This is a genomic window from Enterobacter cloacae complex sp. SHL022 (genome assembly GCF_049237785.1).
Classification (GTDB): Bacteria; Pseudomonadota; Gammaproteobacteria; order Enterobacterales; family Enterobacteriaceae; genus Enterobacter; species Enterobacter hormaechei_C.
In genome coordinates this window covers 65,272-88,533 of sequence record NZ_JBMKJH010000011.1, presented here as the reverse complement: position 1 = coordinate 88,533, position 23,262 = coordinate 65,272, and the positions used below count along the sequence as shown (strand labels likewise).

The 23,262-nt window shown below is 55.0% G+C and carries 20 protein-coding genes; 13 read left to right on the top strand and 7 right to left on the bottom strand.

Annotated elements, in window-relative coordinates; all coding sequences use genetic code 11:
• Window positions 1–19: 19 nt before the first annotated feature.
• Entirely contained in the window at window positions 20–886 is an 867-nt protein-coding gene (locus ACOTZD_RS20015; RefSeq protein WP_022651043.1) for an aldo/keto reductase family oxidoreductase, read from the bottom strand.
• 145 nt (window positions 887–1,031) lie between these two features.
• On the opposite strand from ACOTZD_RS20015, the gene tcp reads away from it, so the two are divergent.
• Window positions 1,032–2,693 carry a methyl-accepting chemotaxis citrate transducer gene (tcp, locus tag ACOTZD_RS20010; protein WP_174402257.1) on the top strand — a complete coding sequence of 554 codons (1,662 nt, stop codon included), beginning with the start codon at window positions 1,032–1,034 and terminating at the stop codon, window positions 2,691–2,693.
• Window positions 2,694–2,725: 32 nt separating this feature from the next.
• Here the strand turns inward: tcp and smrA are convergent, their stop codons facing one another.
• Together smrA and ACOTZD_RS20000 are read right to left on the bottom strand one after the other, a co-directional pair.
• Window positions 2,726–3,289, bottom strand: coding sequence for a DNA endonuclease SmrA (gene smrA / locus ACOTZD_RS20005; protein WP_003857522.1), 564 nt, complete (start codon window positions 3,287–3,289; stop codon window positions 2,726–2,728).
• 348 nt (window positions 3,290–3,637) lie between these two features.
• Window positions 3,638–4,543 (bottom strand): LysR family transcriptional regulator, encoded by a 906-nt coding sequence (locus tag ACOTZD_RS20000; protein ID WP_003857524.1) that lies wholly within the window; start codon window positions 4,541–4,543, stop codon window positions 3,638–3,640.
• A 175-nt stretch (window positions 4,544–4,718) separates the two neighbouring features.
• On the opposite strand from ACOTZD_RS20000, the gene ACOTZD_RS19995 reads away from it, so the two are divergent.
• The 6 genes from ACOTZD_RS19995 (at window position 4,719) to uspE (ending at window position 11,594) form a co-directional block, all read left to right on the top strand.
• The gene (locus ACOTZD_RS19995; RefSeq protein WP_063401213.1) at window positions 4,719–6,029 is read left to right on the top strand and encodes a M20 family metallo-hydrolase; all 1,311 of its coding nucleotides are present in this window, start codon (window positions 4,719–4,721) and stop codon (window positions 6,027–6,029) included.
• Window positions 6,029–7,474 carry a M20 family metallopeptidase gene (locus ACOTZD_RS19990; RefSeq protein WP_174402256.1) on the top strand — a complete coding sequence of 482 codons (1,446 nt, stop codon included), beginning with the start codon at window positions 6,029–6,031 and terminating at the stop codon, window positions 7,472–7,474. The genes ACOTZD_RS19995 and ACOTZD_RS19990 overlap by 1 nt, the downstream gene beginning before the upstream one ends.
• A gap of 44 nt (window positions 7,475–7,518) precedes the next feature.
• Entirely contained in the window at window positions 7,519–9,045 is a 1,527-nt protein-coding gene (gene abgT, locus ACOTZD_RS19985) for a p-aminobenzoyl-glutamate transporter (protein ID WP_022651040.1), read from the top strand.
• A 9-nt stretch (window positions 9,046–9,054) separates the two neighbouring features.
• The gene (ogt, locus tag ACOTZD_RS19980; RefSeq protein WP_003857532.1) at window positions 9,055–9,570 is read left to right on the top strand and encodes a methylated-DNA--[protein]-cysteine S-methyltransferase; all 516 of its coding nucleotides are present in this window, start codon (window positions 9,055–9,057) and stop codon (window positions 9,568–9,570) included.
• A 183-nt stretch (window positions 9,571–9,753) separates the two neighbouring features.
• A complete protein-coding gene (fnr, locus tag ACOTZD_RS19975; protein ID WP_000611906.1) occupies window positions 9,754–10,506 on the top strand; it encodes a fumarate/nitrate reduction transcriptional regulator Fnr in 753 nt (250 codons plus the stop codon).
• A 137-nt stretch (window positions 10,507–10,643) separates the two neighbouring features.
• Window positions 10,644–11,594 (top strand): universal stress protein UspE, encoded by a 951-nt coding sequence (gene uspE / locus ACOTZD_RS19970; protein ID WP_003857535.1) that lies wholly within the window; start codon window positions 10,644–10,646, stop codon window positions 11,592–11,594.
• Between the two features lie 38 nt (window positions 11,595–11,632).
• Here uspE and ACOTZD_RS19965 read toward each other — a convergent pair whose 3' ends face one another.
• From ACOTZD_RS19965 to pntA, 3 genes are all read right to left on the bottom strand, one after another.
• Complete coding sequence (locus ACOTZD_RS19965) at window positions 11,633–12,745, bottom strand: mechanosensitive ion channel family protein (protein WP_003857538.1); 1,113 nt, start codon at window positions 12,743–12,745, stop codon at window positions 11,633–11,635.
• Between the two features lie 107 nt (window positions 12,746–12,852).
• Window positions 12,853–14,241, bottom strand: coding sequence for a Re/Si-specific NAD(P)(+) transhydrogenase subunit beta (gene pntB, locus ACOTZD_RS19960; protein ID WP_003857541.1), 1,389 nt, complete (start codon window positions 14,239–14,241; stop codon window positions 12,853–12,855).
• A gap of 10 nt (window positions 14,242–14,251) precedes the next feature.
• Window positions 14,252–15,781 carry a Re/Si-specific NAD(P)(+) transhydrogenase subunit alpha gene (pntA, locus tag ACOTZD_RS19955; protein ID WP_003857543.1) on the bottom strand — a complete coding sequence of 510 codons (1,530 nt, stop codon included), beginning with the start codon at window positions 15,779–15,781 and terminating at the stop codon, window positions 14,252–14,254.
• Between the two features lie 535 nt (window positions 15,782–16,316).
• Between pntA and ydgH the strand changes: the two genes are divergently transcribed.
• From ydgH to folM, 3 genes are all read left to right on the top strand, one after another.
• Window positions 16,317–17,261 carry a DUF1471 family protein YdgH gene (ydgH, locus tag ACOTZD_RS19950; RefSeq protein ID WP_000769339.1) on the top strand — a complete coding sequence of 315 codons (945 nt, stop codon included), beginning with the start codon at window positions 16,317–16,319 and terminating at the stop codon, window positions 17,259–17,261.
• Window positions 17,262–17,446: 185 nt separating this feature from the next.
• Entirely contained in the window at window positions 17,447–18,829 is a 1,383-nt protein-coding gene (locus ACOTZD_RS19945) for an amino acid permease (RefSeq protein ID WP_003857548.1), read from the top strand.
• Between the two features lie 39 nt (window positions 18,830–18,868).
• Window positions 18,869–19,591: a dihydromonapterin reductase gene (gene folM, locus ACOTZD_RS19940; protein WP_003857550.1), complete on the top strand. Its 723-nt coding sequence runs from the start codon at window positions 18,869–18,871 to the stop codon at window positions 19,589–19,591.
• Here the strand turns inward: folM and ACOTZD_RS19935 are convergent.
• Complete coding sequence (locus ACOTZD_RS19935) at window positions 19,588–19,923, bottom strand: GlpM family protein (RefSeq protein WP_003857551.1); 336 nt, start codon at window positions 19,921–19,923, stop codon at window positions 19,588–19,590. The two genes, folM and ACOTZD_RS19935, sit on opposite strands and share 4 nt — an antisense overlap.
• Before the next feature lie 127 nt (window positions 19,924–20,050).
• Between ACOTZD_RS19935 and rstA the strand changes: the two genes are divergently transcribed.
• The 3 genes from rstA to rstB all read left to right on the top strand — a co-directional run bounded on the left by rstA (window position 20,051) and on the right by rstB (window position 23,205).
• On the top strand, window positions 20,051–20,770 hold the full coding sequence (gene rstA / locus ACOTZD_RS19930) for a two-component system response regulator RstA (protein WP_003857553.1): 720 nt from the start codon (window positions 20,051–20,053) through the stop codon (window positions 20,768–20,770).
• Between the two features lie 392 nt (window positions 20,771–21,162).
• Window positions 21,163–21,582 carry an anti-adapter protein IraM gene (iraM, locus tag ACOTZD_RS19925; protein ID WP_058659747.1) on the top strand — a complete coding sequence of 140 codons (420 nt, stop codon included), beginning with the start codon at window positions 21,163–21,165 and terminating at the stop codon, window positions 21,580–21,582.
• A 324-nt stretch (window positions 21,583–21,906) separates the two neighbouring features.
• The gene (rstB, locus tag ACOTZD_RS19920; protein ID WP_060580366.1) at window positions 21,907–23,205 is read left to right on the top strand and encodes a two-component system sensor histidine kinase RstB; all 1,299 of its coding nucleotides are present in this window, start codon (window positions 21,907–21,909) and stop codon (window positions 23,203–23,205) included.
• Window positions 23,206–23,262 lie beyond the last annotated feature (57 nt).

The following is a 23,262-nucleotide window of genomic DNA, read 5'->3' as shown; positions in this document are numbered from 1 at the left end:
GCTTTTGCTGGTATCGGGATTACCCCACCAGAGAATTTAACGTCTCCAGCGCCTCAGGCGGCAATACCAGATCGACTGCCGCCAGGTTTTCACGCAGATGCGCCACCGATGAGGTTCCCGGGATCAAGAGGATATTTGGCGAGCGTTGCAGCAGCCATGCCAGCGCCACCTGCATCGGCGTCGCGCCCAGTGAATCCGCCACCGCCTGTAGTCCGGAAGATTGCAGTGGCGTGAAACCACCCAGCGGGAAGAACGGCACCCAGGCAATCCCCTGCTGCGCCAGCGAATCAACCAGCGCATCGTCACCGCGATTCACAACGTTGTACATGTTCTGTACGCACACCACGGAAACCATCTTCTGCGCTTCAGCAACCTGCGAAGCGGTGACGTTGCTCAGCCCAATATGACGAACCAGCCCCTGCTGTTGCAGCTCCGCAAGGGTGCTCAGCGGCGCGGCAATCGAGCCTTCCGCCGGTCCGTGGGCGCTAAACATGATCCGCAGGTTAACCACGTCCAGCACATCCCGCTTCAGGTTACGCAGGTTATCATGCACCGCCTGCGTCAGCTCCTGCGCGGAAAACGCCGGCAGCCAGGAGGCATCCTCGCCGCGTCGGGCTCCGATCTTGGTCACAATCGTAAGGTCGTCCCGGTACGGATGAAGCGCCTCGCAGATAAGCTGGTTGGTCACATGAGGTCCGTAAAAATCGCTGGTATCAATGTGATTCACACCCAACGCCACCGCTTCACGCAGCACTGCCAGCGCCGCATTTTTATCTTTTGGCGGACCAAAAACGCCAGGCCCGGCAAGCTGCATCGCGCCATAGCCAAATCGTTTAACCGTACGCGTTCCGAGCGTGAACGTTCCGCTTTTATCTATGCTGCTCATGCTGACCTTCCTCATAAAAAATGATCCGGATTTACAACAGGTTCCGCAACGAAACCATTAGTTAAGCAATAGTAAAATTAAAGTTTAAATTCGCTACGACGATAGTATTGATGTAACCCTGCCTCTTCTCTTACGGATGACCGCCATGCTGAAAAATCTGCACGTGATTACCGGTATTATCTTTGCCCTCACCATATTCTGTCTGCTGCAAGTTGTCACGGGAGGGTTGTTCTACTCTGCCGTTAACAACGATCGTCACAACTTTCAGAACTCCGGGTTACTCAATGCCCAACAGGAAAGCCTGAGCGACAGCGTTAACACGCTGGTGAAAACGCGCGTTACCGTTACCCGCGTGGCGATCCGCTACCTGAAAAACCAGCGCGATCCGGCCTCTCTCGCGGCGATCAACACGCTGCTGGGCACCGCCAACGGTTCGCTGGCCAAAGCCGAAGACTATTACAAAATCTGGCTGGTTATTCCGCAGGTGAAGGGCCAGAATGCCGCGCTCACCGAAGAGATGCAGAAAGCCTGGAAGCAAATGCACGAGGTGATGCGCTTGTCCATTGAGTATCTGCGCGCAGATAACTATCAGGCCTATGGCGACCTGGACGCCCAGCAGGCGCAGGATGAGATGGAGGCGGTCTATACCCGCTGGCGCGCTGAAAACAACGTTCTGCTGAAAGCCGCCGCCGAAGAGAACCAGAGCAGCTTTACCCAGATGCAGTGGACGCTGGCGGCGATCTTCCTGACCGTGATCGCCGTGCTGGTGGTGATCTGGCAGGGTTTACAGCACCTGCTCCTGAAACCGCTCAACGCCATCATGAACCATATTCGCACCATCGCGAGCGGCGATCTGACGCAAAATGTCGCGATTACCGGGCGCAACGAGATGGGCCAGCTGGCTGCTGGTCTGCACGAGATGCAGCAGTCGCTGGTGAGCACCGTCAGCGCCGTGCGCGGCAGCACAGATTCTATCTACACGGGCGCAGGAGAAATTGCCGCCGGAAGTAACGACCTTTCCGCCCGAACCGAGCAGCAGGCAGCCTCGCTGGAAGAGACCGCCGCCAGCATGGAAGAGCTGACTGCCACGGTGAAACAGAACTCGGATAACGCCCGCCAGGCGACGCTGCTGGCGAAGAATGCGTCTGAAACCGCCGCACGCGGCGGTCAGGTGGTGGATAACGTGGTGCGTACCATGAATGACATTGCCGACAGTTCTCAGCAAATTGCGCATATCACCGGCGTTATCGATAGCATTGCCTTCCAGACCAATATTCTCGCGCTCAACGCGGCGGTTGAAGCCGCCCGTGCCGGGGAACAAGGTCGCGGCTTTGCGGTCGTGGCAGGTGAAGTACGGACGCTGGCCAGCCGCAGCGCGCAGGCGGCAAAAGAGATCAAAGGGCTTATCGAGAACTCTGTCAGCCGGGTGAATACCGGCTCGGAACAGGTGAGCGAGGCGGGTGCGACCATGAAAGAGATCGTCGCGGCCGTGACGCGCGTAACCGATATTATGGCTGAGATTTCCTCGGCGTCTGACGAGCAGAGCCGCGGTATAGAGCAGGTCAGCCTGGCAGTCTCGCAGATGGACAGCGTCACGCAGCAAAACGCCGCGCTGGTACAGGAGTCGGCAACGGCGGCGGCGGCGCTGGAAGATCAGTCTGAACAGCTGCGTCAGGCCGTGGCGGCATTCCGGCTGAACGCTCAGGCATCGCCGGCGGCTCGCCCTAAAAACGTGAAAACGCCCGTACTGCTGCGCCCGTCAGCGGCAGGCGCGAATACAGCTGACGCGAACTGGGAAACCTTCTGAGTGACAGGCGGGCATATCGCCCGCCTGCCTGATTAGCGGCTGCGCTTGGCGTGGCGTTCCCAGTTATCTCGCTTCGCATCCTCTGATTTACGCAACGAGACATAGCATGCTCCGCTGCCGCCGTGATGCGGCTGCGCTTCGCAAAAGGCCTGTACTTCGTCGAACTCGGTCAACCAGCGCGCAAGATAGCTGCGCACTACGTTAGGGTGCGACTGCTGTTCACGCCCTTTACCATGCACGATGATCAGGTTGCGTAGCCCGTCACGTCCGGCCTGGCGAATAAAGGAATAGACCAGCTGGCGGCATTGCTCCGCAGGCTGGCGTAACAGCGTTAAGCTGGCCTGACGGGAATATTTGCCGGAACGCAGCTTATCAAATACCCCCTGCTGTACCCCTTCGCGCTGGAACATCAGCGGCTCGTCAAGGGGCAACAGTTCCAGAAACCCCAGCGTCAGAAAGTTATCGAGCTGCTCAGTATCTATTTCCTGACGCGCCCGCGTGTTGCGGCTCTGCTGCCAGTGAATATCCGCGCAGCGTTTGAGCGGCTGGACATCCTCCATGGCGTCAAGAAAAAGTGATTTGTCGTCAGGGTTCATGGAAATCCTCCGGCTACATCTGAGTGATGTACTATACCTGCGCCCGTTGCGGGTCTCAATCACCCGGGCACGGGTACAAATAATGGCTTAAGGAACAGATAATCGCAGACGCAATAAATTTAATCTAACCTTAACTTAAATTTCAGCCGTAATTAATTAAATAAATACGTTAAAAAATCGTGAAATCAATCACTCAACGTCCTTCTCTTTTAAGAAAAAGCTGTTATAACTTAATAAACCTGCCCAATGGATAATGCATGTAGGATCCGCGAAAGGATGCACGACTGTGTGTTCTGTGGAGTCTGTCTGATGTCGGGCAGACTCTATTTTTTATTGTTGTTATTTTTATTAAATTAATTTCCTGGCCTCTCTTCGAAACTGCGTGATTAATGATTCGGCAAGCGGTGTCTGGCGAGAATCACGACGCTGAATTAAATAATATGCCGCTTTAGGCAGGGTTTCGACAACCGGCAGCATTATCAGACGGTGCGCCAGAAGCGGATCGCAGCCCAACTCCTGCGGTAAAATGCTGATGAAATCGCTTTGTGCGACGAGGCTAATACAGGAGGAAAAGGTCTCACAGACAACGCCAATTCGCGGTATTTGAGAGCGGTGATTAAAAGTATCCTGCAACTGCTTATAATAACTTCCCCGGGGCGTAGGCATCGTCCAGTTATATTGCAGAAGCTCATTAATTGAGGTCGCCCCTGTCGCCGGATGTCCTGCCCGACAAAATACGGCAAAAGGCTTTTCGAACAGCTTTTCAAACGTAAATTCGTGATCGTACGGCCCCTGATAATAGGTATTGATGGTAAAGTCCAGCTCACCCTGACGTAATTCATTTATCATCGACACCAGCTGGCCTTCCATAATCCGAACGTTGACCTGAGGATGCTGCGCATGAAAACGCGTAATGACGGCTGGCATCAGGCTGCGTGAAATGCTGGCTCCCATCCCAATATTGATCTGCCCGGCGAGTTCGCCCTGCCGCTGGCGGATGTCATCCTGCGCTGCACGCAGCTCTTCCAGAATCAAATTAGCGCGGTGATAAAACCCTTCCCCGCACTCGGTCAGCGCGACGCCTTTACTCCGGCGCACAAACAGCTGGGCCGCCATACCCTCCTCCAGCTCTTTAATGGATTTGGTCAGCGCGGGCTGCGAAAGATTAAGCGTCCGGCTGGCGCCGCGAATGCTGCCCTGACGCGCCACCTCGACAAACGCCCTGATTTGATGAAATTTAATCTGAAATGACATAACGAGACCGATAACCGTTGTTTATCAGAGTAAAGAAACTGTCATCTACTTTAATGGAAACGGATGTGCGAGGGTAATTCCTGAACGGTTAAAACTGTGAAAAAACGATTAGTGATAAGTAAAAACTATCACAGCGTGAAGCAGTTCACATATTTTAATGATGACAGGAAAAGATATGAACGCACTGGCGCAGTACATCCAGACATTAGCCCCACAAATGAGCGCATGGCGTCGCGATTTCCACCATTTCGCGGAATCCGGTTGGGTGGAGTTTCGCACTGCGGCAAAAGTGGCGGAGATCCTCGCCTCACTGGGTTACGAGCTGGCGATGGGTCGCGACGTGGTCGACGCTGAAAGCCGTATGGGACTGCCCGATGACGCCACCCTTTCGCGAGAGTTTGCCCGCGCCCGGGCGCAGGGCGCGCCGGAGAAATGGCTGGCGCCGTTTGAGGGCGGGTTCACCGGCATTGTCGCGACCCTGAATACCGGCCGCCCGGGCCCAACCCTTGCGTTTCGCGTGGACATGGACGCCCTTGATTTAAGCGAAGCGCTCGACGACAGCCATCGCCCGTTCCGCGACGGGTTTGCCTCCTGCAATCCGGGAATGATGCACGCCTGTGGCCACGACGGGCATACCACCATTGGTCTGGGGCTCGCGCAGGTGCTTAAGCAGTATGAAGCGCAGCTCAACGGCACCATCAAACTGATCTTCCAGCCTGCCGAAGAGGGTACGCGCGGCGCGCGCGCTATGGTCGCCGCAGGCGCGCTGGACGGCGTAGACTACTTTACCGCCATTCATATCGGAACCGGCGTTCCGGAAGGGACAGTGATCTGCGGCAGCGATAACTTCATGGCGACCACCAAATTTGACGTGCGCTTTACCGGAGTCGCCGCACACGCTGGCGGTAAACCGGAAGAGGGCCGTAACGCCCTGCTTGCTGCTGCCCAGGCCGCTATCGCGCTGCATGGCATCGCGCCACACAGCGAAGGCGCGTCCCGGGTTAACGTCGGGGTCATGCAGGCGGGCAGCGGACGCAACGTGGTTCCGGCTGATGCGTTACTTAAGGTTGAAACCCGCGGCGAAAGCGAGGCCATTAATCAGTATGTCTTTGAGCGCGCGCAGGCGGTAATTACCGGCGCGGCGGCGCTCTATGGCGTAACAGCCGGGATAAACCTGATGGGGGCGGCGACCTCCAGCGTCCCTTCCCCGGCCTGGGTCGATTATCTGCGCGAGCAGGCAAGCCAGGTGCCCGGTGTGACTCATGCCATTAATAAGGTCAAAGCGCCTGCGGGCTCCGAAGACGCCACGCTAATGATGGCCCGCGTGCAGCAGAACGGCGGCATGGCCTCGTATATGGTTTTCGGCACCCAGCTGAGCGCCGGACATCACAACGAAAAATTCGATTTTGATGAGCAGGTGATGAACGTTGCCATCGAAACGCTGGCGCGAACTGCGCTTAATTTCCCGTGGACGCGAGGTGTGTAATGCAGGAGAACTACGCTTTTATCGCTGATGCCATCGACACGCGATGTCAGACGTTTACCGATATTGCCGACGACATCTGGGATCATCCCGAAACGCGCTTTGAAGAGTTCTGGTCCGCCGAACGCCTCGCCAGCGCGCTGGAAGCCGAGGGCTTTACCCTGACGCGGGAAGCCGGAGGCATTCCCAACGCCTTTATTGCCAGCTACGGCAGCGGCAAGCCCGTTATCGCCCTTCTGGGCGAATACGATGCCCTGGCCGGGCTAAGCCAGCAGGCACACTGCGCGACGGCGCAATCCGCCACCCCGGGGGCGAACGGCCACGGCTGCGGGCATAACCTCTTAGGCACGGCTGCCTTTGCCGGGGCGGTGGCGGTGAAAAGCTGGCTGGAACAGCACGGCGGCAGCGGAACGGTGCGTTTTTACGGCTGTCCCGGCGAGGAAGGCGGCTCCGGTAAAACCTTTATGGTGCGTGAAGGATTATTTGACGACGTGGACGCTGCCGTGACATGGCACCCGGAAGCCTTTGCCGGGATGTTTAACGTCAGCACGCTGGCCAATATTCAGGCCGCCTGGCGGTTTAAGGGGATCGCCGCCCATGCCGCTAACTCCCCACATCTGGGACGCAGCGCGCTGGATGCCGTGACGTTGATGACCACCGGCACAAACTTCCTCAACGAACACATCATTGAAAAAGCGCGCGTTCATTACGCCATCACCGATACCGGCGGAATTTCGCCTAACGTGGTGCAGGCCCAGGCCGAGGTGCTGTACCTGATCCGCGCCCCGGAGATGGCCGATGCGCAGCAGATCTACGCGCGCATCGAGAAAATCGCCCAGGGCGCGGCGATGATGACCGAAACCACCGTCGAGTGCCGCTTTGATAAAGCCTGCTCCAGCTATCTGCCGAACCGAACGCTCGAAGCGGCGATGTACCGCGCATTGCAGCATTACGGCACGCCGGCCTGGACGGAAGAGGAACGCGAATTTGCCCGTAAAATCCGCGCTACGCTCACGGCAAACGACCTGCAAAACAGCCTGAAAAACATTGCCGCAACGGGGGCCGAAGAAGGAAAAGCGTTTGCCCGACGCCATCAGGAGACGCTGCTGGTGGATGAAGCTGCCCCTTACGCCATCACCGATAACGTACTGGCAGGCTCCACCGATGTGGGAGATGTCAGCTGGAAGATGCCTGTCGCACAGTGCTTTAGTCCCTGTTTTACCGTGGGCACCCCGCTGCATACCTGGCAATTAGTGGCGCAGGGGCGTACCTCTATTGCCCATAAAGGCATGTTGCTGGCCGGAAAAGTGATGGGCGCGACCGCGCTGCATCTGCTTCAGGATGCCGACCTGTTGCGAAAATGCCGGGAAGAGTTCGAACAACACATAACAGAAAAACCGTACGAGTGTCCGATCCCGCAGGGCGTGACACCGTCACCTTTAAAATAAAAAAACACAACACAACAACACAACAACAGTCCCGAGGAACGCCCATGAGTATGTCTTCCATACCTTCGCATTCCCCATCCGGTAAGCTCTATGGCTGGGTTGAAAGGATCGGCAATAAAGTGCCGCACCCTTTCCTGCTTTTTATCTATTTAATTGTCATCCTGATGGTCGCGACGGCCGTGCTGTCCGCCTTTGAGGTGAGCGTGCGCAGCCCGGCCGACGGCAGCATGGTGGCAGTGAAAAACCTGCTCAGCGTTGAAGGGTTGCACTGGTTTTTGCCGAACGTGATTAAAAACTTCAGCGGTTTTGCGCCGCTGGGCGCCATCCTGGCGCTGGTGTTAGGCGCGGGACTGGCCGAGCGCGTGGGTCTCCTGCCCGCGCTGATGGTCAAAATGGCCTCGCACGTCAGCGCGCGTTATGCCAGCTATATGGTGCTGTTTATTGCCTTCTTCAGCCATATCTCGTCCGACGCGGCACTGGTGATCATGCCGCCGATGGGGGCGCTGATTTTCCTCGCCGTTGGTCGTCATCCTGTTGCGGGCCTGCTGTCGGCGATTGCGGGCGTCGGCTGTGGGTTTACCGCTAACCTGCTTATCGTGACCACCGATGTGCTGCTCTCCGGCATCAGCACAGAGGCAGCCAGCACCATCGATGCGACCATGCACGTCAGCGTGATCGACAACTGGTACTTTATGGCCAGTTCAGTGATTGTCCTGACGATTGTCGGGGGTCTGATTACCGATAAAATCATTGAGCCGCGCCTGGGTAAATGGGAAGGCCGGAGCGATGAAAAGCTGGAGACGCTGAGCAAAGAGCAGCAGTTCGGCCTGCGCGTAGCCGGGATCGTCTCGCTGGCGTTCATTGCGGTGGTGGCGCTGATGGTGGTACCGGAAAATGGAGTGCTGCGCGATCCGATCAAACACACCGTACTGCCCTCGCCGTTTATTCAGGGCATTGTGCCGCTGATAATTCTCTTCTTCTTCGTCGTTTCGCTCGCGTACGGCATCGCCACCGGCAAAATCCGCCGTCAGGGAGATCTGCCGCACCTGATGATCGAGCCGATGAAGGAGATGGCGGGTTTTATCGTGATGGTGTTCCCGCTGGCGCAGTTTGTCGCCATGTTTAACTGGAGCAACATGGGCAAGTTTATGGCCGTGAGCCTGACGGACGCGCTGGAGGCGGCGGGGTTGAGCGGTGTTCCGGCGTTTGTCGGCCTGGCGCTGCTGTCGTCCCTGCTGTGCATGTTTATTGCCAGCGGGTCGGCCATCTGGTCGATTCTGGCGCCCATCTTTGTCCCCATGTTTATGATGCTCGGCTTCCATCCGGCGTTCGCCCAGATCCTGTTCCGTGTCGCCGATTCCTCGGTGATCCCGCTGGCGCCCGTGTCACCCTTCGTTCCGCTGTTTTTAGGCTTCCTGCAACGCTACAGACCGGAGGCTAAGCTGGGTACCTACTATTCGCTGGTTCTGCCCTATCCGCTTATCTTCTTAGGGGTATGGCTGGTGATGCTGGTGGCGTGGTATCTTGTCGGCCTGCCGATTGGACCGGGTGTTTACCCGAGGCTGAACTAAGGAGTACTGATGCTGAGATTACTCGAAGATAAGATTGCGACGCCGCTGGGGCCGCTGTGGGTTATCGCGGATGAAGCGTTCAATCTGCGCGCGGTTGAATGGGAAGAGCACAGCGACCGGATGGTTGAGCTGCTCAACATCCATTATCGCGCCGAGGGATACGAGCGTGTTACTGCCCGTAATCCTGGCGGGCTGAGCGATAAACTGACGGCCTACTTCGAGGGCGATCTCAGCATTATTAATACCCTGCCAACCGCCACGGCGGGCACCCCTTTCCAGCGCGAGGTGTGGCAGGCGCTGCGTAATATTCCCTGCGGGCAGGTGATGCACTACGGTCAGCTGGCAGAACAGCTTGGTCGTGCCGGCGCGGCGCGCGCGGTCGGTGCGGCAAATGGCTCTAACCCCGTCAGCATTGTGGTGCCTTGCCATCGCGTGATTGGGCGCAACGGCACCCTCACCGGCTATGCCGGGGGCGTACAGCGCAAAGAGTGGCTGCTGCGTCACGAAGGGTATTTTCTGCTGTAATTCCCAGGCTTTTTGTGCTTAATTTTCTTCCTGTTAGGTTCATAATCCTTAATCATTCTGTGGAATTTCAAGGATATGGCAACACGCTGCCGTCTCTTGTCTTTATTGGGGGTTTGCCAGACTTACGTCCTTACCAAAAAGATGTTAAAATTGACCAATATCAATTAAGGCTTGAGCAAACCTATGATCCCGGAAAAGCGAATTATACGACGCATTCAGTCTGGCGGTTGTGCTATCCATTGCCAGGATTGCAGCATCAGCCAGCTCTGTATCCCGTTTACTCTGAATGAGCACGAACTCGATCAGCTTGACAATATCATCGAGCGCAAAAAGCCTATTCAGAAAGGGCAGACGCTGTTTAAGGCGGGAGACGAACTGAAATCGCTCTATGCTATCCGTTCTGGCACCATCAAAAGCTACACCATTACCGAACAGGGCGACGAGCAGATCACCGGCTTCCATCTGGCAGGCGATTTAGTCGGCTTTGACGCCATCGGCAGTGGCCATCACCCGAGCTTTGCTCAGGCGCTGGAAACCTCTATGGTCTGCGAAATTCCGTTTGAGACGCTGGACGATCTGTCCGGTAAGATGCCGAACCTGCGTCAGCAGATGATGCGTCTGATGAGCGGTGAGATCAAAGGCGATCAGGATATGATCCTGCTGCTTTCTAAGAAGAATGCCGAAGAGCGTCTGGCCGCCTTTATCTATAACCTCTCCCGCCGTTTCGCGGAACGTGGCTTCTCCCCGCGTGAATTCCGTCTGACCATGACGCGCGGTGATATTGGTAACTATCTGGGCCTGACCGTGGAAACCATCAGCCGTCTGCTGGGTCGCTTCCAGAAGAGCGGAATGCTGGCGGTTAAAGGTAAGTATATCACCATCGAAAACGGTGAAGCTCTGGCCATTCTGGCGGGTCACTCACGTAACGTGGCATAACTCTCCCGGATATCTTATGCCAGGTCGATAAATTTTCATGATTATTGATCTGGCAAAAACTTCCCCCCTGTTTCATTCAAGATATATAGGTTACTCTTTTACTTACAGACTGTGGTGACAGTAGTAAGGAGACCTGTATGGCAAAGTATCAAAACATGCTGGTGGCTATCGATCCTAATCAGGACGATCAGCCGGCATTACGACGTGCTGTGTATTTACATCAACGGATTGGTGGCAAAATTAAAGCCTTTTTGCCGATTTATGACTTCTCATACGAGATGACCACCCTTCTGTCGCCTGACGAGCGCACCGCTATGCGTCAGGGAGTGATCAGCCAGCGTACCGCGTGGATCCGCGAGCAGGCGAAGTATTACCTGGAAGCGGGCGTACCGATTGATATTAAAGTAGTCTGGCACAACCGCCCCTTCGAAGCCATTATTCAGGAAGTGGTGGCCGGTGGGCATGACCTGCTGCTGAAAATGGCGCACCAGCATGACAAACTGGAATCCGTGATTTTCACTCCAACAGACTGGCACCTGCTGCGCAAATGCCCTTGTCCGGTATGGATGGTGAAAGATCAGCCGTGGCCTGAGGGCGGGAAAGCCGTCGTGGCGGTCAATCTGGCCAGCGAAGAGGATTATCACAATTCGCTGAACGAGAAACTGGTGAAGGAGACGCTTCAGCTTGCCGACCAGGTTAACCATACTGAAGTCCATCTGGTGGGCGCCTATCCGGTTACGCCAATCAATATCGCCATCGAGCTGCCTGAATTTGACCCGAGCGTGTATAACGACGCGATTCGCGGTCAGCATCTGCTGGCCATGAAAGCGCTGCGCCAGAAATTCAGTATCGATGAGAACATGACCCACGTAGAAAAAGGGTTACCGGAAGAGGTTATTCCGGATCTGGCGGAGCATTTGCAGGCCGGGATTGTGGTGCTGGGCACCATCGGCCGGACCGGTATTTCTGCCGCGTTCCTGGGAAATACCGCCGAGCAGGTGATCGACCATCTGCGCTGCGACCTTCTGGTCATCAAACCGGATCAATATCAGACGCCGGTTGAGCTGGACGATGAGGAAGACGATTGACCCCAAAATGAAAGCCCGCCGGTAACGGCGGGCTTTTTTTATTGCGCTTCGCTCAACCGTTGCGCAGATGCCTCGTCGCCGGCATTCATCCAGGGCGCGTGCAGAACCATGCTCGGTAGCGCCAGCTTGATCTCCTGCTGGTTCAGCCCCTCCAGGATACGAATATTGATCTCCTGCTGAATATCCATGTACTTGTTGTAATCCGCCGTATTAACAATATGAACCACCTCGAAGGTCAGGCGATCGCGATCGAAGCCCAGGAAATGGGCGCGGTCAAACTTCGTTTCCCCGACGTCGGTAATGATCTGTTTGACCATCTCACCCACTGAACGCAGTTTTTCCGGCGCCGTGTCGCTGGCGACCCCGAAGGTAAAAACAATCCGCCGCGTTTGCATCCGCTTGTAGTTATGCAGCGTCTGTTGCAGCAGGATGGCGTTCCCGCAGACAATCTGCTCCCCGCTCAGGCTGCGGATACGGGTGGTTTTCAGACCAATGTGCTCTACCGTCCCGGCGACATCGTTAAACACCACAAAATCGCCGATTTCGAACGGCTTATCAAAACCGATGGAGAGCGATGCAAACACGTCGCTCAGGATCGTTTGCACCGCGAGGGCGATAGCAATACCCCCTACCCCAAGGCTGGCAACCAGAGCAGTGATGTTGACGCCCGCGTTAGCAAGAATAGACAGCAGCATCACTGACCAGACAATGGCACGGAGGATAAGCCCCGTGATCACCAGCGTCACCGGGTTTTTATGGCTTCCCGGCGCCAGCATGACGTGACGAAGCCACGACACCACCCCCTGATCCATCCACAGCGCCACCTGGATAGCGAAGACCAGGAACCAGGCGTGGCTCACGGTACCAAAGAGATGATCCGGTAAGTCGACGAAACGCAGGCTGAACAACAGCGCCACGACAAAAAGCAGGACGCGGCTGGTGCGGTTAAGCATATCCGTCAGGATAAAGCGCATCCGGTTGGTGCTGGGGTGCTTGTCGCCCCAGGTGGTGATCCCTTTCTTAACGAAGGCGATCAGGCGCGTCAGCAGCCAGTACACCAGCAGAGTCACAAAGACCACCGTGGCGACGCCGATCCAGAAAGACGGCGTCATCATCAGCTCGATGATGTCGAAGCGGGACAAAAATCGCATTACACCTCCTCGTATTACACAAAGGGTAAAGTATAGACAGAGGAGAAAAGCTGGCCGCAGAAATAAGAAAACCGCCCCAGGGGGCGGTTTGTCAGGATGAAGCGAAATTACAGCGCTTTCAGGATCGCATCCACGCTGGCCTTGGCGTCGCCAAACAGCATGTGGGTGTTATCTTTAAAGAACAGCGGGTTCTGCACGCCAGCATAGCCGGTGTTCATAGAGCGTTTGAAGACAATAACGTTCTGCGCCTTCCACACTTCGAGAACAGGCATACCCGCAATCGGACTACGCGGATCGTCCTGCGCCGCCGGGTTAACGGTGTCGTTGGCGCCAATCACCAGCACGGTGTCGGTGTCGGCGAAATCATCGTTGATCTCGTCCATTTCCAGCACGATGTCGTAAGGCACCTTCGCTTCCGCCAGCAGCACGTTCATGTGGCCTGGCAGACGCCCCGCCACCGGGTGAATACCAAAGCGAACCTTGATACCGCGCGCGCGGAGTTTCTCGGTGATTTCCGCCACCGGATACTGCGCCTGCGCCACCGCCATGCCATAGCCTGGGGTGATGATGACGGAATGCGAGTTTTTCAGCATCTCTGCGGTGTCTTCCGCGCTGATTTCACGGTGTTCACCCACTTCCTCATCAGAACCGGTTGATGAACCGTCAGAACCGAAGCCACCCGCGATGACGCTGATAAACGAACGGTTCATCGCCTTACACATGATGTAAGACAGGATCGCACCGGAAGAACCGACCAGCGCACCGGTGACAATCAGCAGGTCGTTACTCAGCATAAAGCCTGCCGCCGCCGCCGCCCAACCGGAGTAGGAGTTCAGCATGGAAACGACTACCGGCATATCTGCTCCGCCGATAGACGCCACCAGATGCCAGCCGAACGCCAGCGCGATGATAGTCATCACCAGTAACGCCAGCACCTGCAAGCCTACGCTTTCGGTACGCACGAAGACCACCAGCAGCACAAAGGAAACGACCAGCGCCGCCAGATTCAGCTTGTGGCGGTTAGGCAGCATCAGCGGTTTGGAAGAGATCTTCCCGCGCAGCTTGCCGAACGCCACAATCGACCCGGTGAAGGTCACCGCACCGATGAAGATGCCGAGGAACACTTCGGTCAGATGGATGTTCACCAGAATCGGCTCCAGGCCCGGTTCGTGGTACAGGTAGCTGTTGAAGCCCACCAGCACCGCCGCCAGACCCACGAAGCTGTGCAGAATAGCAACCAGCTCCGGCATCTCGGTCATTTCAACGCGTTTCGCCAGACGAATACCAATCGCGCCGCCGATGATCATCGCCACCAGGATCCACGCCACGTTGCCGGTGTCCGGCCCAAAGATGGTGGCAATCAGCGCAATCGCCATACCGGCGATACCAAAGTTATTTCCCTGCTGAGACGTTTCGTGTTTGGAAAGCCCCGCCAGACTGAAAATAAACAGGATTGCAGCAACAATGTATGCGGCTGTAACTAATCCTCCAGACATATGCTACCCCTTAGCCTTTACGAAACATTTTCAGCATGCGCTGAGTCACGGTGAAACCACCGAAAATATTGATACTGGCGATCAGCACCGCAATGAAGCTCAGGAAGCTGATCCAGCCGCCATGACCAATTTGCAGCAATGCCCCGACCACGATAATCCCGGAGATGGCATTGGTGACCGACATCAGCGGGGTATGCAGCGCATGGGAAACGTTCCACACGACGTAGTAACCCACCACGCAGGAGAGCGCGAAGACGGTGAAGTGGCCAAGGAACTCTTTTGGCGCGACGTCCGCCAGCCAGCCAAACAGGATTATGACCAGCGCCATGATGGCGTATTTGCGCCACGGCGACGCAGGTTTTGCTGGCTCCGCGGGCTCTGGTGCCGCTTTCGGCGCAGCCTGAGGTTGAGCGGAAACCTGAATCGGCGGTGCAGGCCAGGTGATTTCCCCTTCACGCACCACGGTAACGCCACGCACCACCACATCATCAAAATCAACGGTAATGTTGCCGTCTTTCTCTTTGCAGAGCAGCTTCAGCAGGTTAACGAGGTTCGTACCGTACAGCTGAGAGGACTGGGTTGGCAGACGCCCTGGCAGGTCGGTATAACCGATCACCTTCACGCCGTTCGCGGTCGTCGTGACCTGATTTGGCACGGTATACTCACAGTTACCGCCGTTTTGCGCCGCCAGATCGACTATAACGCTGCCCGGCTGCATGGAATCCACCATCTCACGGGTGATCAGCTTCGGCGCCGGTTTACCCGGAATAAGCGCGGTGGTGACAATGATGTCTACCTCTTTTGCCTGCGCCGCAAAGAGCGCCATTTCCGCCTTGATAAAGGCTTCAGACATGACCTTCGCGTAACCATCACCGCTGCCCGCTTCTTCCTTGAAGTCCAGCTCAAGGAATTCGGCGCCCATACTCTGCACCTGCTCCTTCACTTCCGGCCGGGTATCAAACGCGCGAACAATAGCGCCCAGGCTGTTTGCGGCCCCGATAGCGGCAAGACCTGCCACACCGGCACCAATCACCATCACCTTCGCGGGTGGAACTTTACCTGCCGCCGTAATCTGACCGGTAAAGAAGCGACCAAACTCATGCGCAGCTTCGACAATGGCGCGATAGCCGGCAATGTTCGCCATGGAGCTCAGCGCATCCAGAGACTGCGCGCGCGAAATACGCGGCACGGAGTCCATCGCCATCACGGTGACACCGCGTGCCGCCAGCTTCTCCATCAACTCCGGGTTTTGGGCTGGCCAGACAAAGCTCACCAGCGTAGTGCCCGCGTTCAGCAGTTCAATTTCACTCTCTTCCGGTGCGTTTACCTTCAGAATGATGGGTGATTGCCAGACCTCAGCACCGTCCACGACGTCCGCGCCAGCCTGAGTAAAGGCCTCGTCATCGAAACTCGCCAGTGTGCCCGCGCCGCTTTCAATCGCGACGGTAAAACCCAGTTTAAGCAGTTGCTCCACCGTTTTTGGTGTTGCCGCTACGCGGGTTTCATTGGCTAACCGTTCTTTTGGTACCCCAATACGCATAGTTTTCCCTTCCATCGGTTTTTGATGATGGTTTGTCGATAATTGCCCGCGGTTTGTATCAATTTTCACCATCGCGATAACGACGGAGAATGATTAACCCCGGAAAATAAAACAGTAACAAACTTTCTATAACCTACTGAAAATAGCGCCCGTGATCTACCGCCAGAAAACACTATTTCTTACTTTATCTGTGAAAAATAAGCGATCGGGGTTACTGACAGAGATATTTACCTTAAATTCGCCTTCAGGACCGATAAATCGCGCAAGCGAAGCGGTAAAAACATGATATAGCGCCATAATAGAACAACTCATTAACATTAAATTAACTTGTAAAAGTCATATGCTTAATCAGTTTTTCTTGTGAAACGCCTGTTTTTTCCACATATCACAAAATGTTATCGAATCAGGTCCTTTGGTGAGCACAGGCTGTGAAAAATGCCGCAGACAGCGATGGGTGTTAAATGCCATAATCGGGACCGTCTCAAATTAACAACAACACCAGTACATGGTTTGCGCAAGGCGAAGGATTATTTTTATGAAGCTTAAGAACACACTCCTGGCGTCCGCACTTCTTTCCGCGACCGCCCTGTCTGCGAATGCCGCGACAGAGTTGACGCCGGAGCAAGCGGCAGCGTTAAAACCTTTTGACCATACGGTCATTGTGGGTCGCTATAACTCTATTGGCGATGCCGTCGCCGCCGCATCAAAAGCCGCCGATAAAAACGGCGCTGCCTCGTTTTACGTTGTTGACCAGTCCGATCAAGGCAACAGCGGCAACCAGCGCGTGACGATTGCGCTGTACAAAGAGAATGCCCCAAAAGCAGATGAACAGAAAAACCGCGTGATTAACGGCATTGTTGAACTGCCGAAAGATCAGGCTGTTCAGCTGGAACCGTATGACACCGTGACCGTTCAGGGCTTCTACCGCAGCCAGCCTGAAGTTAACGATGCCATCACCAAAGCCGCGAGAGAAAAAGGCGCTTACGCGTTCTATATCGTGCGTCAGGTCGATGCCAACCAGGGCGGAAACCAGCGCATCACCGCTTTCATCTATAAGCAAGATGCGAAAAAACGCGTAGTGCAAAGCCCGGATGCCATTCCAGCGGATTCAGATGCGGGACGTGCCGCGTTAGCGAAAGGCGGTGAAGAAGCGAAGAAAGTGGAAATTCCGGGCGTAGCAACGTCTGCGGCACCAAGCGCTGAAGTGGGCCGTTTCTTTGAAACCCAATCCACCAAAGGCGGTCGTTATACCGTTACGTTACCAGACGGCACGAAAATTGAAGAGCTGAACAAAGCCACTGCCGCGCAGATGGTGCCGTTCGACAGCATCAAGTTTACGGGCAACTATGGCAACATGACGGAAATCTCCTATCAGGTGGCGAAGCGTGCTGCGAAGAAAGGCGCGAAGTATTACCACATCACCCGGCAGTGGCAGGAACGTGGTAACAACCTGACCATCAGCGCCGATCTGTACAAGTAACAAAACGGTTTCATAAAGGCGGCGCAGTGCCGCCTTTTTTGTTACTTTTTTTCTGATTTCTGCCACACGTCATTGCATGCATCCTTCACACTCCGTAAAATCCCGCGCCTTAGCGTGATCCACCATTTTTATGCGCCTTAGCGAAATAATTATTCTGGATTTGGACTTTTCATAACAGGAAGCCAATGGAAAAGAAACTTGGCCTGAGTGCGTTAACTGCACTTGTATTGAGCTCAATGCTGGGCGCGGGCGTATTCAGTTTGCCGCAGAACATGGCGGCCGTCGCCAGCCCGGCCGCATTACTGATTGGCTGGGGCATTACCGGTGTTGGGATTTTGCTGCTGGCATTCGCCATGCTGCTGCTGACCCGTATCCGACCGGATCTGGACGGCGGAATATTCACTTACGCCCGGGAAGGTTTCGGCGAGCTGATCGGCTTCTGCTCCGCCTGGGGTTACTGGCTGTGCGCGGTGATCGCCAACGTCTCCTATCTGGTTATCGTCTTCTCAGCGCTCAGCTTCTTTACCGATACGCCCGAACTGCGCCTGTTTGGCGACGGTAATACCTGGCAGTCCATCGTCGGCGCCTCGGTACTGCTGTGGATTGTTCACTGGCTGATTTTGCGCGGCGTCCAGACCGCGGCCAGCATTAACCTCGTGGCAACGCTGGCCAAGCTGGTGCCGCTTGGCCTGTTCGTCGTGCTGGCCTTCCTCGCCTTCCGTCTCGATGTCTTTACGCTCGATTTCAGCGGCATTGCGCTGGGCGTTCCCGTCTGGGAACAGGTGAAAAATACCATGCTGATCACCCTGTGGGTGTTCATCGGCGTTGAAGGTGCCGTCGTGGTCTCTGCCCGCGCGCGTAACAAGCGCGATGTGGGACGCGCCACGCTGCTGGCCGTACTGGCGGCGCTGGGCGTTTATCTGCTGGTGACGCTGTTGTCGCTCGGCGTGGTGGCACGCCCTGAACTGGCGGAAATGCGTAACCCATCCATGGCCGGGCTGATGGTGAAAATGTTGGGTCCCTGGGGAGACGTGATTATCGCGGCGGGTCTGATTGTCTCCGTTTGCGGCGCCTATCTGAGCTGGACCATTATGGCAGCGGAAGTGCCGTTCCTGGCCGCCACGCATAAAGCGTTCCCGCGCCTGTTTGCCCGTCAGAACAAAAACAGTGCGCCATCGGCCTCTTTGTGGCTCACCAACATCAGCGTGCAGGTCTGTCTGGTGCTGATCTGGCTCACAGGATCGGACTATAACACGCTGCTGACCATCGCCTCCGAGATGATTCTGGTACCCTATTTCTTAGTGGGCGCATATCTGTTAAAAATTGCGACCCGCCCGGCACACTATGCGGTAGGTGTCGGCGCCTGTATTTACGGTCTATGGTTGTTGTATGCTTCCGGACCGATGCATCTGCTGCTGTCCGTGGTGCTCTACGCACCGGGCCTGCTGGTGTTTATCTACGCTCGCCGTACGCATCAGCTTGATAATGCCCTTAAGCGCCGCGAAATGGCGTTGATAGGTTTGCTGTTAGTCGCTGCCGTACCGGCAACGTGGATGTTAATGGGATAGCGTCGCCTGTCCCATTGTTGAACTGAAAAGGAGATTACGATGGGACACACGCAGCAACGCCCAATATTGATCACTGGCGCAGGCCGTCGCATCGGCCTCGCCCTCGCCCATCACTTTCTCAACCTTCGCCATCCGGTTATCGTCAGTTACCGCACGGAATATCCCTCCATTGAAGGTCTACGAAATGCCGGAGCAGTCTGCATTCAGGCGGATTTCTCCACGGATGAAGGTATACTCGCCTTCGCGGACAAAGTGAAATCGACCACCCACGGGCTGCGGGCGGTTATTCACAACGCCAGTACCTGGCTTCCCGAAAAAGCAGGACATTCGCTCAGCGAAACGCTCGCCTGCATGATGCAGATCCACGTTAATGCGCCTTATCTGCTCAACCATGCCCTACAGGATCTGCTGCGCGGACACGGTCATGCCGCAGGCGACATTATCCATTTCACCGATTACGTGGTAGAGCGAGGAAGCGACAAACACATCGCCTATGCGGCCAGCAAAGCCGCCCTGGATAATATGACCCGCTCTTTCGCACGCAAGCTGGCGCCCGAGGTAAAGGTCAACGCGATTGCTCCGGCGATGATTTTATTTAACGAAGGCGATGATGCCGAGTATCGTCAGCAGGCGCTCAACAAGTCGTTAATGAAAATTGCGCCCGGTGAGAAAGAGGTGATCGACCTGATCGATTATCTGCTGACCAGCTGTTACGTCACGGGCCGAACGTTTGCCGTGGACGGTGGCCGCCCGCTGCGCTAGTGAAAGCGGCTCCAGAAGAAGATAAGCACCCAGGCGCTGAGGCTCCAACAGACCACCGCCCCGCCCAGCGCCAGGGGCAGACGCAGAAAACCGGTGAAGTACCACAGCGACAGCAGATAGATAAAATACGGGATGATCGACCACATCCCGAACACAATGGTGGCGCGCAGCGCCTCAATACCCCGCTCAGAGGCCACAATATAGTGCGCGATTAACGCAAAGGTGGGAAACAGCGGGATCAGCCCGGCAATGTAGTAGTTCTTCGTTTTAGCCAGCACCCCAATCAGCAGCACGACCAGCGCACCCAGCGTGGCTTTTATCACCAGCCCCATTCTTTTCCCTTAACAATCAAATAACATTCCCGTGCAGGATAACGGAAGTCCGGCTAATTTTGAAAGATTAATGGAAGGTTAAGATTGCGCGGTGTATGTTGACGTTTTTTGCGATGACAGACGTTGTATGAATAAGATTGTTTATGTTGAAGATGAACCCGAGGTGGGGCAACTGATCGCCGCTTATCTGGGTAAACATGATATGGAAGTGGTTGTCGAGCCTCGTGGCGATCGCGCTGAAGACGTCGTGACCCGCGAAAATCCGGACCTGGTGTTGCTGGACATCATGCTGCCCGGAAAAGATGGTATGACGCTCTGCCGGGATCTGCGCACGAAGTGGGACGGTCCGATCGTGCTGCTGACCTCTCTCGACAGCGATATGAATCATATTCTGTCGCTTGAGATGGGCGCGAATGACTACATCCTGAAAACCACGCCGCCGGCAGTCCTGCTTGCCCGTTTGCGCCTCCATCTGCGTCAGCGTGCCAGCGGCGCGGAGCGTGAAGCGTCTGCCCCCTCTTTAACGCCGCACAAAGCGATGCGCTTCGGCACGCTTTCTATCGACCCGGTCAACCGACAGGTTATGCTTTCCGGGGAGCTGATTGCGCTCTCAACCGCAGATTTTGACCTGCTGTGGGAGCTGGCAACCCATGCCGGTCAAATTATGGACCGGGATGCATTACTGAAAAATCTGCGCGGCGTAAGTTACGACGGAATGGATCGTAGCGTTGATGTGGCGATTTCGCGTCTGCGTAAAAAACTGCTGGATAACGCCACGGAACCTTACCGCATTAAAACCGTACGCAATAAGGGCTATCTGTTTGCACCGCACGCCTGGGAAACCTGAAAAAAGGAACAAAACAGGAATATTCGAAAAATAACTCACGATGCATCGGAATTATTATCAGTACCCGTCGAAAGTTATCGATTATATGCATCGTCAGTTATAAAATATCCCTTGTTCACATTCCTTCCTTGTATGCTATTTCGTTGGGCATTTTTCGCCTAAACAAAAGTATTCCTAATGTATTTCAGTGCTGTAGTACAATATATATTCAGCAGTGCAGGCGCCATCATCGATCAAAAATCCGTCACTTAAAAGCACATTGGGCTAAAAATAATCTTTACAATTGCTTTAATCATTATCTTATCCTTTTGAAAACAAAGGGGATACTGGCAAACGTATAAATAATATCGATCTTTTTCAATAGCTTACGTGTTTGCAGAGATCTAATTCTCATGCTAAACCTTATACTCTCTCAATTATTTAATGAAAGAGGTATAGCAATGTCATGGAGAGTCATTAGCTCGGTAATTTGTCCTAACACGGGAATCGTTTATTCAAGCATCTTGGGCCTCAAGTTCTTGAAACTCATTATTTGGTATGAAAGCGATGTCTATTTGTACCCCGGTGACAGAATATATCCGACAAAAAATGGCGTCTTCATTAATGGTGTGTTCAAGCCTATATCGATATATAACATATCACCTTATAACGAGATGTTGTGGAGTGAAATTAAAAACAAGATGGCATGCCCATACAACCGAAACCAGCAAGAAGAGATATGCACATACGCGGTGCATTGCAACGCGCGGAAATGCCCGCATGGGTTTACCACGAATCCACTGATTGTCAGCACAGCTAAATCCAGACATTAACGAAGATCGATAATGCTCAGGTTACAACGCTAATTATTTCTGTCGCACCGTTTGTGCCGGATCCCTCTCGCTGGTTAACGCCATTAAATAAAGCCACCCGCAGGTGGCCTTTGTCATTGTTATTACGGATCAATAATACGCAATCGTAAATAAACTCGTTTAACTGAAACGTAAACGGATTTTCCGGGCATTGATGGAATAAAGCGATGCCGCGCTGAAATACCTCTCGACAATTACCCTTTTCAACTCATCATGCCTGACTTGCGCCCATGGCGACCCTGCTGGTAAAAGACGTGTAGTGAAGCCCCTGTTTCGGTGAGATTAATGAAAAAGCTGTTTGTGCAGTTTTACCTTCTGCTGTTTGTCTGCTTTCTGGTGATGACCATGCTGGTCGGGCTGGTCTACAAATTCACCGCAGAGCGCGCGGGCAGACAATCCCTCGACGATCTGATGAAAAGCTCGCTCTACCTGATGCGTAGCGAGTTGCGAGAAATACCACCTCATGACTGGGCGCGCACGTTAAAAGAGCTGGATCTGAATCTGTCGTTTGATCTGCGTATCGAACCCATGAAGGATTTTGACTTAGCGCCGCCTGCGATGCAGCGTCTGCGCGATGGAGACATCGTCGCGCTGGACGAGAAATATACCTTCATTCAGCGTATTCCGCGCAGCCATTATGTCCTGGCCGTCGGGCCGGTGCCCTATCTCTATTACCTGCACCAGATGCGCCTGCTGGATCTCGCCCTGCTGGGCTTTATTGCCATCTCGCTCGCTTTCCCTGTATTCATCTGGATGCGACCGCACTGGCAGGACATGCTGAAACTGGAATCCGCCGCACAGCGTTTTGGGGAGGGTCATTTAACTGAACGCATACATTTCGACAGTGGTTCCAGTTTTGACCGGCTCGGTATTGCCTTTAACCAGATGGCCGATAACATCAACGCCCTGATTGCCAGCAAGAAGCAGCTGATCGATGGCATTGCGCATGAACTGCGCACTCCGCTGGTACGCCTGCGTTATCGCCTGGAGATGAGCGAGAACCTCACCGGGGCGGAATCGCAGGCGCTCAATCGGGATATTGGCCAGCTTGAAGCGCTAATTGAAGAGCTGCTGGCCTATGCCCGCCTCGATCGGCCTCAGACGGAGTTGCACCTCAGTACACCGGATCTCCCCGTCTGGCTACAGACGCATATTAACGATGTGCAGAGCGTTAACCCTCAGCGAAAACTGCTGACAGCCATTACCCCCGGCGCGTACGGCGCACTGGACATGCGCCTGATGGAACGCGTGCTGGATAATCTGATGAACAACGCCATGCGCTACAGCGAAACGACGCTGCGCATAGGTTTAGATTTGCAGGGAAGCCAGGCGATTCTGTGTGTGGAAGACGATGGCCCCGGCATTGAACCGGCGGAGCGTGAAAAAGTTTTTGAGCCGTTTGTGCGCCTCGATCCCAGCCGCGACCGGGCTACCGGCGGCTGTGGTCTGGGGCTGGCTATTGTCCGTTCTATTGCCCAGGCGATGGGCGGTTCGGTTCGCTGCGAAGCGAGCGAGCTGGGTGGGGCCCGGTTCGTCTTTAGCTGGCCGATCTATCACAACATTCCCCTTCCCGTACCTGCCTGACCTAAACCGCACGCTGGCCTGACCCGGCGTGTTGTGCTATATCAATAGTATGTTGTA